Genomic DNA, 12,729 nt, shown 5'->3' with positions numbered 1-12,729 from the left:
GTGGCGGCGCTCGGGATCACCTCGCTGGTCAGCGTCGTCGCCGCGGTCATCGACCTCTGGTACGCGGACCTCATCGACCGCATCCTCGGCGGCGTGGCGGCGGTGCCGCAGAGCGAGATCGACGCCGGCGACCTCGTCCACGGCGTGTCCGGCATCGTGGAGACCGTCACCTACCTGGCCGCGGCCGTGGCGTTCCTGGTCTGGCTGTACCGGACGCGGGTCAACGCCGAGGCGCTGGCGCCGCACGCGCACCGGCACTCGCGCGTCTGGGCGGTGCTCGGCTGGGTCGTCCCGATCGTGGCGCTCTGGTTCCCCAAGCAGGTCGTGGACGACGTCTGGGACGCCTCCGCCCGCACCCCGTCCCCGCCGAAGGCGCTCTTCCACGCCTGGTGGGCGGCCTGGCTGGTCAGCAACTGGGGCGCGGGCCTCATCTCCCGCGCGCTGTTCCGGGCCGAGGAGGCGGAGGAGTACGCGGCGGCCGCCCGCTTCGACGTGGTGAGCATCGGGCTGTCGCTGATCGCGGCCGCCCTCGCGGTCCCCGTCGTGCTGCGGATCACCCAGGCCCAGGAGCGGCGCAGGGAGGAGCTCGCCGCCGGCCTCCACCCCGCCTACACGGGCTACCCCTGGAGGTAGCTCCCTTCCGCCGCCACGGCCAGGAGGTCGTCCAGCGGCAGGGCCGCGCCTCGGGCGCCGGCCTCGACGGCCCGCGCGCCGCCCAGCGCCGCCTCGACCGCGGCCGTGACGCGGGCGACGTCGAAGCGCTCGCCGGGCGGCAGCGGAGCCCCCACGGACGCCCGGAGCGCGCTCGCGTGCCCGAGCAGCAGGGCCGCCTCCTCGTGCCGCCCGGCGAGGGCCCGCGCGCCCGCCAGCCCCTCCAGGGCCAGCGCGACCGCGCGCGGGTCGCCGACCCTCCTGGCCGCCGCCAGCCCCCGGAGCTGGAGGGCGAGGGCCTGGCCCGCGTCCCCGCGCTGCTCGGCGGAGAAGCCCAGCTCGGCCAGGATCAGCGCCGCGCCGGGCTCGCCGGCCACGTCCATGACCCACTCCAGCCAGTGACGCAGCCGCCGCTCGGCCTCCTCCAGGCGGCCCTGGCGGCGGGCGGAGAGCGCGAGGCCCAGCTCCGCGAACTCCTCGGCGGGCCGGTTCGACTGCGCCGCGGCCAGCCGCGCGGCCCGCTCGTGGTAGTCGTCGGCCGCGGCGTGGTCGCCGGTCAGCAGCGCGATCCGGCCGAGCCGCGACAGCGCGTCCGGCACCGAGCTCCACAGGCCGAGCTCCTCGGCCATGCGCAGGCCCTCCTCGCGCAGCTCGGCGGCGCGGGCGTAGTCGCCGGTGATCTCGGCGAGCGTGCTCAGGTTCTCGGCGGCGCGCATCTCGCCCCACCGGTCGCCCGTCTGCCGGAACAGCGCGAGCCCCTGCTCGCCGTCGCGCCGCAGCGCCTCCAGGTCGCCGCGCATGGCGGCGTGCCGGGCCAGGACGTTGAGCGCTGCCCCGGTGCCCCAGGCGTCGCCCAGCGCCCGGAAGCCCGCGAGCGCGGCCCGGACCAGGCCGACGCTCGCCGACAGGTCGTCGTAGCCGAACATGGCGAAACCGGCGAACCACTGCGCCCGCGCCCGGGCCGGCGGATCCTCGACGGCGTCGAACACGGCGGGATCCAGCGCCTGAGGCTGCCCGGACAACATCCGCATCCCGGCCAGCCACACCTCGGCCACCGCCGCCCCTGGCGCGTCCCGTCCGGCGGCGGCGAGGGCGTTCTCCAGGGCGCGGCGGCCCTCGCCCAGCCGGCCGCGCAGGACCCAGTACCAGGCCAGGGCGTTGACCAGGCGCAGCGCGTCGGCGGGCGCGCCCAGGCGGATCGCGTTCTCCAGCGCGGCCCGCAGGTTGGCGCTCTCGGCGTCCAGCAGGGCCAGGGCGCGCCGCTGCTCGTGGCCGCGCAGGTGCGGCTCCTCCCGCTCGGCCAGGCCGACGTAGTAGCGGGCGTGCCGGAGCGTGATCGTCTCCTCCTCGCCCGCCTCGCGCAGCCGCTCCCTGCCGTAGGCCGCCACCGACTCCAGCAACCGGTACCGCGACCCCGCCCGCACCACCAACGACCGCTCCACCAGCCGGGCCAGCGCCTCCAGCACCTCCACCCCCGGCTCCGCGCACACCCGCTCGGCCGCCTCCAGCGAACACCCGCCCACCTGCACCGCCAACCGCCGCAACACCACCCGCTCGGCCCCGCCCAGCAGCTCCCAGCTCCAATCGATCATCGCCCGCAACGTCCGCTGCCGCGCCGGCGCATCCCGCAACCCCGCCGTCAACACCCCGAACCGGTCATCCAGCCGCGCCGCCAGCTCCGCCACCCCCAACGCCCGCACCCGCGTCGCCGCCAGCTCCACCGCCAACGGCAACCCGTCCAACCGCGCGCACACCGCCGCCACCCCCGCATCCACGGCCACCCCCGCATCCACGGCCACCCCCGCCCGCGCCGCGAACAACTCCACCGCCGCCGAAGCCTCCAGCGGCGGCACCTGCCACACCCGCTCCCCCCCGATCCGCAACGGCTCCTGACCCGTCACCAGCACCCGCAGCCCCGCCACCGCCCGCAGCAACCACGCCACCAGCTCCGCCACCGGCTCCACCACGTGCTCGCAGTTGTCCAGCACCAGCAACGTCTCCCGGCTCCGCAGGACCGACACCAGGCGTTCGGTCACGCAGGCGGCGGCGTCGTCGCGGACGCCGAGCACGGCGGCGACGCTCTCGGCCACCTCGGCCGGCCCGGCGCCGCGCGGCAACGCGGCCAGCTCCACCAGCCACGCGCCGCCCTCGGGCACCGCGTCGCGGGCGACGGCCAGCGCCAGCCGGGTCTTGCCCACCCCGCCCGGCCCGGTGAGCGTCACCAGGCGATGAGCACGCAACAACCCCCGCACCTCGCCGACCGCCTCCGCACGGCCCACCAGGGAGGTCAACGGCGCGGGCAGGTTCCCCCGCCCACCCGGCACCCCGCCCGGCTCCGGGAACGGCCCTCGCGGAAAGGAGCCCTGGCGGGACGGACCCGAGGGAAGCGGGCCCGAGGAGAGTGGGTGGAGGGAGGGGGAGTGACGGAGGATGGCCTGATGGAGGGCCGTCAGCTCCGGACCCGGGTCCACCCCCAGCTCCTCCGCCAGCCGCCCCCGCACCCCCTCGTACGCGGCCAGCGCCTCCCCCTGCCGCCCCGACAGGTACAGGGCCCGCAGGTGGGCCGCCCGCAGCCGCTCACGCAGCGGATGCCGGGCCACCAGCTCCGCCAGGTCCGCCGCCAGGGCGGCGTGTTCGCCGAGGTCGAGACGGACCTCGGCCAGGTCCTCGAGCGCCGCCAGCCGCCGCTCCTCCAGCCGCGCCGCCACCGCCCGCGCGAACGGCTCGTCGGCGAACTCGGCGTAGGCGGCCCCCCGCCACAGCTCCAGGGCCGCCCGCAGCGACGTCGCCCGCCCGGCGGGGTCGGGCGCCCGGCGGGCGTGGTCCAGCAGGTCCTCGAAGCGGGCGGCGTCGTCCGGCGTCGCCCGCAGCACGTACCCGGGCGCCCGGTAGGCCACCAGGTCCCGGTCCCCGAGCGCCTTGCGGAGCTGGGACACCTTGACCCGCAGCGCGGCCGGCGCGCCGGCGGGCGGGTGCTCGCCCCACAGGTCGGCGACGAGCCGGTCGGCGGAGACCGTCCGGCCGCCGTCGATCAGCAGCCGGGCGAGGAGGGCGCGGACCTTGACCTCGGGGACCCGGACCGGCTCCCCGTCCGCCGTCCACACGGCGACCGGTCCCAGCACGCCGAACCGCATCAGCCCCCCATAACCAACCCCGAACCCGACCATAACCGCGTCCCCGCAGCCTGGAGCCGTCCACCAGGAAGGGAAACACTCAGATGTCAGAAAATATCTCCGTTCTCGGGCTCGGTCTCATGGGCTCCGCGCTCGCCGGCGCCCTGCTGTCCGCCGGGCACCGGGTCACGGTCTGGAACCGCACCCCGGCCAGGGCCGAGCCGCTGGCCGCCCGGGGCGCGGCCGTCGCCGCCACGCCGGGCGAGGCCGTCGCGGCGAGCCCGCTGGTGATCGCCTGCCTGCTCGACCACGCCTCGGTCCGCGAGGTCCTGGACGGCGTCGAGCTGCGCGGGCGCGTGCTGGCCAACCTCACCACCGGCCGCCCCGCCGAGGCCCGCGAGTCGGCGTCCTGGGCGACCGCCCGGGGCGCGGACCACGTGAGCGGCGGCATCATGGCGGTGCCGCAGATGATCGCCGGGCCGGGCGCGCTCATCCTCTACAGCGGCGAGCGGGCCGCTTTCGACCGGCACGAGCAGGCGCTCGCCGCGCTGGCCGAGCCCCGCTGGGTCGGCGCGGACCCGGGGATGGCCCCGCTGCTCGACCTCGCCATGCTGACCGGCATGTACGGCCAGATCGCCGGCGGGCTGGCGGCGGCCGCCCTGGTCCGCAGCGCCAAGTACCCGTTGACCGAGTTCACCGAGGACCTGCTGGTCCCGTGGCTCAACGCGATGGCCGCGCAGCAGCCCGGCTGGGCGGCGGCGATGGAGGCCGGCGACCACCGCACCGGGGTCTCCAACCTGGAGATCAACCGGGCCGGCCTGCGCAACCTGGTGACCGCCTTCGCCGAGCAGGGCGTCCGGGCGGACCTGCTGCTGCCGCTCCAGGCGATCGTGGAGCGGCGGGTGGCGCGGGGCCTCGGCCACGAGGGCCTGTCCGGGCTGGTGCTGGAGCTGGAGGAGGGCGCCTAGCGGGGGCGGAAGGCAGCCAGCGGGATGGGCAGCCAGGTGGGCCGGTTCCTGGCCTCGTAGACCACCTCGTAGACCGCCTTGGACAGCTCGAACGCCCGCAGCAGCGCCGCGTCGGCCCGGTCGATGCGCCCGCCGCCCTGGGCGTAGCCCTGGAGGAAGGCGGCCCGGTTGTGGTCGGCCCACGCCTGCGCCCGGTCCTCCAGCTCGGCGGCCTCCGGGCGGCCGGCCAGCAGGTGGCGGGCGGCGTAGTCGAACGAGCGCAGCATGCCGGCCACGTCCCGCAGCGGCGACGACAGTGCCCGCCGCTCGGCCAGCGGTTGTCCCGGCTCGCCCTCGAAGTCCAGGATCACCCAGTCCGTCGGGGTGCGCATGACCTGGCCGAGGTGGTAGTCGCCGTGAACACGCTGCACAGGCACCGCGCTGGTGAGCAGCTCCACCTCGTGGTAGGCCTCCTCCAGGGCGGGCACATGCGGGCGCAGCTCCGGCACCTCGGCCACCGCCCTCCCCAGGCGGCGCCGGAAGGACTCGGCCATGCGCTTGATCTCGTGGGTCTCGATCGTGTCGGTCGGGAAGGCGGCGGCCAGCTCGGCGTGCACGCGGGCGGTGGCGACGCCGAGCCGTTCGGCCTCGCCCGCGAAGTCGCCGCCCGCCTCGGCGGCGCTCACCTCGGGCGGGCTCGCGTAGAGGTCGCGGACGCTGGTCAGGGCCAGGTCCCAGCCGTCGTTGGCGTTCGACAGGAACTCCTGCATGAACGCCAGCGTGGTGTCGGTGCCGTCGAGGTCGGCCTCGATCCACCCGTACGGCTGCGCGATGTGCGGCGCGTCCCTGGCCGCGAGCGCGGTGACGATCTCCAGCTCCGGGTTCACGCCGGGGATGAGGCGGCGGAAGAGCTTGCAGATGTAGGCGTCGCCGTACACGAGCGAGGTGTTGGACTGCTCGGCGCCGAGCACCAGGCTGCGCGGCGTGGTGTCGATCTCGGCCCCCGGGGCGTGCCGCATCCGCAGGCCGCTGCGGGTCTCGTCGCGGGACATGCCGTCCAGCAGCCAGGCGGTGCGCTCGGGGTCGTGCACGGCGTCGTAGAGGTGGACGCCGTCGACGGTGGCGATCAGGGCGTGGGCGAGCCGGTCGGGCAGCTCGTGCCGCTCGCCCAGCAGGAGCTGGTAGCGGTCGCGTGAGCCCTCCTGCCACACGGCGACGATGAGGTGTCTGAGACCGGGCGTCAGCTCGACGTCCGCTTCGATCGACAGCTCGTCGATCGGGCGCCCCTTGCCGCCGAACCAACGTTGGCGGCTGATCCATGCGGCAAGGAGCTCAGTCAGCACGTCCTACTCCTCCTGGATGATGGCCGGCGGGAGTGTGAACCAGTAGAACCCATGCCCAGGAAGCGTCAAAAGATACGGTAGTTCGCCAATTGCCGGAAATGGCACGCCTCCCATCGTTTCCACGGGGGAGACGCCGACGAATCTGCGCAGGTCGAGCTCGACCGGCTGCGGGAAGCGTGACAAGTTGTTCACGCAGAGCATCCGGTCGTCGCCCAGCTCCCTGACGAAGGCCAGGACGCTGGGGTTGGAGGAGTTGAGCTCGGTGTACTCGCCCAGGCCGAACACCGGGTGCCGCTTGCGGATCTCGATCATGCGCCGGGTCCAGTGCAGCAGTGAGCCGGCGTTCTTCTGCTGAGCCTCGACGTTGATGGCCTGGTAGCCGTAGATCGGGTCCATGATCACGGGCAGGTAGAGCCGCCCGGGGTCGCAGTCGGAGAAGCCGGCGTTGCGGTCGGGGTCCCACTGCATCGGGGTGCGCACGCCGTCGCGGTCGCCGAGCCAGATGTTGTCGCCCATGCCGATCTCGTCGCCGTAGTAGAGCACGGGCGAGCCGGGCAGCGACAGCAGCAGCGCGGTGAACAGCTCGATCTGGTTGCGGTCGTTCTCCAGCAGGGGCGCCAGGCGGCGGCGGATGCCGACGTTGGCGCGCATGCGGGGGTCCTTCGCGTACTCGGTGTACATGTAGTCGCGCTCTTCGTCCGTGACCATCTCGAGCGTCAGCTCGTCATGGTTGCGGAGGAAGATCCCCCACTGGCAGTTTTCCGGAATCTTGGGGGTCTGGGCAAGGATCTCCGAGATGGGGTACCGGCTTTCCCTGCGGACGGCCATGAAGATGCGCGGCATCAGCGGGAAATGGAAGGCCATGTGGCACTCGTCGCCGCCGCCCACCGGGTCGCCGAAGTACTCCACCACGTCCGACGGCCACTGGTTGGCCTCGGCCAGCAGCACCCGGTCGGGATAGAGGCGGTCCACCTCGGCCCGGATGCGCTTGAGGTACTCGTGCGTGCGCGGCAGGTTCTCGCAGTTGGTGCCCTCCTCCTCGAACAGGTAGGGCACCGCGTCCAGGCGGAAGCCGTCGATGCCGAGGTCGAGCCAGAACCGCAGCACCTCCAGCATCGCGTCCTGCACCGCCGGGTTCTCGTAGTTGAGGTCGGGCTGGTGGTGGAAGAAGCGGTGCCAGTAGTACTGGCCGCGCACGGGATCGTAGGTCCAGTTGGACGTCTCGGTGTCGATGAAGATGATCCGGGCGTCCTGGTACTTCTCGTCGGTGTCGGACCAGACGTAGAAGTCGCCGAACGGGCCCTCCGGGTCGTGCCGGCTGGCCTGGAACCACGGGTGCGCGTCGCTGGTGTGGTTCATGACGAGGTCGGCGATGACCCGCATGCCACGCCGGTGCGCCTCTTCGACGAGCTTCACGAAGTCGCCCAGATCCCCGAACTCGGGGAGGATCTTCATGAAGTCGGCGATGTCGTAGCCGCCGTCACGCAGCGGCGACTCGTACAGCGGGAGCAGCCAGAGGCAGTCGACGCCGAGCCACTGCAGGTAGTCGAGCTTGCTGATCAGCCCTCTGATGTCGCCCGTGCCGTCCCCGTTGCTGTCGGAGAATCCCCGGATGAGGACCTCGTAGAAGACGGCGCGCTTGTACCAGTAGGGATCGCGCGGTTTTTCCTCGTCGAAGGTGTTGGGAATGGGTGTGGAGCTCATGGGCGCCCTCGCCGGGTGCCTATGAGGGAGGCGCTAACACACACTTGAAGACTCCCCGCTGAATTCAGTTCTACCGTGGCGCGGCTCGTACGGTGAGAATGTGGGCAGGCTGGATGTGAGGGTCGAGGCGCACGTAGTTGCTCTGCCGCCAGCGGTAGGACTCGCCGGACAGCTCGTCGTCCACGACGAACTCGGCGTTCCAGTCGAGCCCGAGCGCGGGCAGGTCGAGATCAACGGTGGCCTCATGGGTGTGGTGCGGATCCAGGTTGACGACCGCGAGAACGACGTCGCCCAGCCCGTGCCTTCTGGTGGCCGGGTCGTAGGCGCCCGGCAGGCGCTTGGAGAAGCAGACGATGTCCGGCTGGTCGACCCTGTGGAAATGTAGGTTACGCAATTCCTGCAGTGCCGGATGCGCTCTTCTGAACAAATTCAGGTGCGTGATGAAGGGCGCCAGGCTGCGTCCCTCACGTTCGGCGGTAATCCAATCGCGGGGCTTGTACTGATATTTCTCGCTATCTAGATATTCTTCACTCCCGGGGCGGACCGGGACATTCTCCGCGAGCTCGTAACCCGAATACACGCCCCACGTCGGCGAGGCGAGCGCGGCCAGCACCGCCCTGATCTTGAACGCCGGGACGCCGCCGTGCTGCAGGTACTCGTGCAGGATGTCCGGCGTGTTGACGAACAGGTTCGGCCGCAGGTAGCCCGAGGTCTCGTGGGCCAGCTCCGACAGGTACGTCTCCACGTCCTGCTTGGAGTTCTTCCACGTGTAGTACGTGTACGACTGGTGGAAGCCCACCTTGGCCAGCGTGCGCAGCATGGCCGGCCGGGTGAACGCCTCCGCCAGGAACAGCACGTCCGGATCGGTGGTGTGGATGTCGGCCAGCAGCCGCTCCCAGAACCCCACCGGCTTGGTGTGCGGGTTGTCCACCCGGAAGACGCGCACCCCGTGGTCCATCCAGTGCCGCACCACGCGGCGCACCTCGGCGTAGATGCCCTCGGGGTCCTTGTCGAAGTTGACCGGGTAGATGTCCTGGTACTTCTTCGGCGGGTTCTCGGCGTAGGCGATCGAGCCGTCGGCCCGGATCGTGAACCACTCGGGGTGCTCCTTGACCCACGGGTGGTCGGGCGAGCACTGCAGCGCGAGGTCGAGGGCCACCTCCATGCCCAGCTCGCGCGCGTGCGTCACGAACGCGTCGAAGTCCTCGATCGTGCCGAGGTCGGGATGGACCGCGTCGTGGCCGCCGTCCTCGGAGCCGATCGCCCACGGCGAGCCCGGGTCGTCGGGCTCGGGGCTCAGCGTGTTGTTGCGGCCCTTGCGGAACGTCGTGCCGATGGGGTGGATGGGCGGCAGGTAGACGACGTCGAAGCCCATCTTGGCGATCGCGGGCAGCCGCTTGGCGGCGGTCTGGAAGGTGCCGGACTTCGACACGCCGCCGGTGCTGACGATCGCCCCCTCCGAGCGGGGGAAGAACTCGTACCACGAGCCGTAGAGCGCGCGGCGCCGGTCCACCCGGACCTTGAAGGACTTCGACCTGGTCACCAGCTCCCGGAACGGGTGGGCCTCCAGCAGCGCCCCCGTGTCGGGGAGCTGCGCGATCGACAGCCGGGCGCGCGGGTCGAGCTCCTCGTCGCGCAGCGTGGCCGCGACCGACAGCAGCGCCGCCCGGTGCCCGCACGAGTTGTCGCCGTTGCCGCCGGGCCTGGCCGGGGGCTTGGCGGAGGCGGAGGGGCAGTCGGCGGCGCGCACGGCCTTGGCCGCCCGCTCGAACAGGCGCGCGCCCTCCTCGCACATGAGATCGACGTCCATGCCGCGCGGGATCTTGATCTCCGCGTCGTGCAGCCACGTGTGGATGGGGTCGCTCCACGCCTCCACGCGGAACAGCCAGTCGCCCTCGGCGGGCAGGCAGACGTCGGCGCCCCAGCGGTCGGTGCCCGGGGCGAGCTCGCGCATCGGTCTCAGCCTGCCGCGCTGCCCGTCGGGCGTGGTGAGGACCACACCCGCGGCCACGGCGTCATGGCCTTCTCTGAACACGGTCGCCGAGACCTCGAAGGTCTCTCCGGCGACCGCCTTGGCGGGCCGCTGCCCGCAGTCGACGACGGGGGAGATGTCCGTGATGGGAATTCGTCCGATCATCGCAATCAAGGGTTTGCGACGGCACACTCGGTGCCGCCGGAGGCTTTCCGTGGCAGGAACGATCCTCGCACGTTATTTCTGGACAGCAGCGGATAGACCTCCCGCAGAAGTTCGCGGGAGAGCCCAACATTAGGGAAAGTTGCCCCAATGCTCCCTCTTCATGCTTGTCTCTGGAAGGGGTTTGAAGGGCTCTGATGGGGGTGAAGGAACGAGAGGTCCCTCCTAGCCCGTAGGGTGCACAACGTGAGAGCTATCCGTCGGTTTACCGTCCGCACCGTCCTGCCCGCGGAGCTGGCCGCCCTCGGCGAGCTCGTACAGAATCTGCGCTGGTCCTGGCATCCCGAGACACTCGACCTCTTCGCCGAGGTCGACGCCGTGCTCTGGGAGCAGGTAGGCCACGATCCGGTGGCCCTGCTGGGGGCCGTCACGCCCGCCCGGCTGGCCGAGCTGGCCGCCGACCGCCGCTTCCTGCGCCGCCTCGCCGACGCGGCCGACGACCTGCGCGAGTACATGACCTCGCCGCGGTGGTACCAGACGCTGCCCGACGGCGCGCGGGCCATCGCCTACTTCTCGCCCGAGTTCGGCATCGCCGCCGCGCTGCCGCAGTACTCCGGCGGGCTCGGCATCCTCGCCGGAGACCACCTGAAGGCCGCCAGCGACCTCGGCGTGCCGATCCTCGCGGTCGGCCTGCTGTACCGGCACGGGTACTTCACCCAGTCCCTGTCGCCCGAGGGCTGGCAGCTCGAGCACTACCCGTCCCTCGACCCGGGCGGCCTGCCGCTGTCGCTGCTCAAGGACACCGACGGCGGCAACGTCAAGATCCGCCTGGCGCTGCCCGACGAGCGCGTGCTGCACGCGCAGGTGTGGGTGGCGCAGGTCGGCCGGGTGCCGCTGCTGCTGCTCGACTCCGACGTCGCCGACAACGACAACGCCGCCCGCGACATCACCGACCGCCTCTACGGCGGCGGCACCGACCACCGGCTCATGCAGGAGCTGCTGCTCGGCGTCGGCGGCGTGCGCGCGATCCGGGCCTACTGCCGCATCACCGGCCACCCCGACCCCGAGGTCTTCCACACCAACGAGGGCCACGCCGGCTTCCTCGGCCTGGAGCGCATCCGCGAGCTGACCGAGGCCCGGCTCACCTTCGACGAGGCGCTGGAGGCCGTGCGGGCCGGCACCGTGTTCACCACGCACACGCCGGTGCCCGCGGGCATCGACCGCTTCCCGGTCGAGCTGATCCAGCGCCACTTCGGCGGGTCGGCGTCCTGGCCGACCGTGCCGGTCGAGCGCATCCTCGCGCTCGGCGCGGAGGCCGACCCCGGCCGCTTCAACATGGCCGTGATGGGCATGCGCCTGGCCCAGCGGGTCAACGGCGTCTCCGTGCTGCACGGCGAGGTCAGCCGGGAGATGTTCAAAGATCTTTGGCCCGGTTTTGACATCGACGAGGTGCCGATCGGCTCCATCACCAACGGCGTGCACGCCCCCACCTGGGTCGGCCGCGAGCTGATGGAGCTGGCCGGCCGCGAGCTGCCCACGCTGATCGAGCGGGCCCGCGGCTGGGAGGGCATCCAGAAGATCTCCGACGCCGACATCTGGGAGATCCGCGGCGTGCTGCGCCGCCGCCTGGTCGAGGGGGCCAGGGTGCGCCTTCGCCGGTCCTGGCGCGAGCGCGGCGCCTCCGACGCCGAGCTGGGCTGGATCGACGACGCCCTCGACCCCGACGTGCTGACCATCGGCTTCGCCCGGCGGGTGCCGTCGTACAAGCGGCTCACGCTCATGCTGCGCGACCAGCAGCGGCTCACCGAGCTGCTGCTCGACCCGGACAAGCCGGTGCAGATCGTCATCGCCGGCAAGGCCCACCCCGCCGACGAGGGCGGCAAGAAGCTGATCCAGCAGATCGTCAAGTTCGCCGACCAGGCGAACGTGCGGCACCGCATCGTGTTCCTGCCCGACTACGACATGGCGCTCGGCCAGCTCATGGTGCAGGGCTGCGACGTGTGGCTGAACAACCCGCTGCGCCCGCTGGAGGCGTCCGGCACCTCGGGCATGAAGTCGGCGCTCAACGGCGGGCTCAACCTGTCGATCCGCGACGGCTGGTGGGACGAGTGGTACGACGGCACCAACGGCTGGGCCATCCCCACCGCCGACGGCGTCACCGATCCCGACCGGCGCGACGAGCTGGAGGCCGCCGCCCTCTACGACCTCATCGAGCACGAGGTCTCCGACCGCTTCTACGACCGGGCCTTCGACGGGCTGCCCCGCCGCTGGCTGGAGATGGTCAAGCACACGCTGGCCTCGCTCGGCCCGAAGGTGCTGGCCGGGCGCATGCTGCGCGACTACGTCGTCGGCCTCTACACCCCGGCGGCCAAGGCGGCGCGGGCGCTGTCGGCCGACTCCTACGCGCCGGCCAAGGCGTTCGCCGCCTGGCGGGTCCGGGTCGCCCGGGCCTGGCCGGGGGTGCGGGTGGAGCACGTGGAGGCGTCCGGGGTGGGCGACACGCCCGAGGTGGGCGCGGCGATCGAGCTGCACGCCACGGTGGCGCTCGGCGACCTGGAGCCCGAGGACGTGCTGGTGCAGGCGGCCTACGGCAAGGTCGGGCCGCACGACGAGCTGGTGCACCCGTCGTACGCGAAGATGGCCTGCCAGTCGGTGGACGACGACGGGCACGCCCACTACACGGGCGTCGTGCCGCTCGACCGCACGGGCGCCTTCGGCTACACCGTGCGGGTCGTCCCCGACCACCCGCTCGTCGCGACGCCGGCCGAGCTGGGCCTCATCGCGGTGCCCGAGGAACCCGCAGGCATGACGAACGGCACATTGCGTTAAAGCCCAGG

General features: G+C 72.4%; 7 protein-coding genes. 3 read left to right on the top strand and 4 right to left on the bottom strand.

The genetic code is table 11. From position 1 onward, the window contains the following. Positions 1-633, top strand: a complete 633-nt coding sequence (locus MF672_RS03385) for a DUF4328 domain-containing protein (protein WP_242381661.1) — start codon at positions 1-3, stop codon at positions 631-633. Here MF672_RS03385 and MF672_RS03380 read toward each other — a convergent pair. Continuing rightward, on the bottom strand, positions 618-3,785 hold the full coding sequence (locus MF672_RS03380) for an AfsR/SARP family transcriptional regulator (protein ID WP_247815151.1): 3,168 nt from the start codon (positions 3,783-3,785) through the stop codon (positions 618-620). The two genes, MF672_RS03385 and MF672_RS03380, sit on opposite strands and share 16 nt — an antisense overlap. A gap of 83 nt (positions 3,786-3,868) precedes the next feature. On the opposite strand from MF672_RS03380, the gene MF672_RS03375 reads away from it, so the two are divergent. Beyond that, a complete protein-coding gene (locus tag MF672_RS03375; RefSeq protein WP_242373521.1) occupies positions 3,869-4,732 on the top strand; it encodes an NAD(P)-dependent oxidoreductase in 864 nt (287 codons plus the stop codon). Here MF672_RS03375 and MF672_RS03370 read toward each other — a convergent pair. The 3 genes from MF672_RS03370 to MF672_RS03360 all read right to left on the bottom strand — a co-directional run bounded on the left by MF672_RS03370 (position 4,729) and on the right by MF672_RS03360 (position 9,895). After that, entirely contained in the window at positions 4,729-6,054 is a 1,326-nt protein-coding gene (locus MF672_RS03370; RefSeq protein WP_242373520.1) for a maltokinase N-terminal cap-like domain-containing protein, read from the bottom strand. The genes MF672_RS03375 and MF672_RS03370 overlap by 4 nt on opposite strands. Before the next feature lie 3 nt (positions 6,055-6,057). Continuing rightward, positions 6,058-7,758 carry a maltose alpha-D-glucosyltransferase gene (gene treS, locus MF672_RS03365; protein ID WP_242373519.1) on the bottom strand — a complete coding sequence of 567 codons (1,701 nt, stop codon included), beginning with the start codon at positions 7,756-7,758 and terminating at the stop codon, positions 6,058-6,060. Positions 7,759-7,828: 70 nt separating this feature from the next. After that, complete coding sequence (locus MF672_RS03360; protein ID WP_242373518.1) at positions 7,829-9,895, bottom strand: alpha-1,4-glucan--maltose-1-phosphate maltosyltransferase; 2,067 nt, start codon at positions 9,893-9,895, stop codon at positions 7,829-7,831. Between the two features lie 243 nt (positions 9,896-10,138). Here MF672_RS03360 and glgP point away from each other — a divergent pair, with 243 nt between their 5' ends. Then, entirely contained in the window at positions 10,139-12,721 is a 2,583-nt protein-coding gene (gene glgP, locus MF672_RS03355; RefSeq protein ID WP_242373517.1) for an alpha-glucan family phosphorylase, read from the top strand. The last annotated feature ends 8 nt before the right edge of the window (positions 12,722-12,729 follow it).

Origin of the sequence: Actinomadura luzonensis (genome assembly GCF_022664455.2) — a bacterium.
Taxonomy (GTDB): domain Bacteria; phylum Actinomycetota; class Actinomycetes; order Streptosporangiales; family Streptosporangiaceae; genus Nonomuraea; species Nonomuraea luzonensis.
Note: the sequence above shows the minus strand (reverse complement) of the source record. Positions and strands in the feature narration are given on the sequence as shown.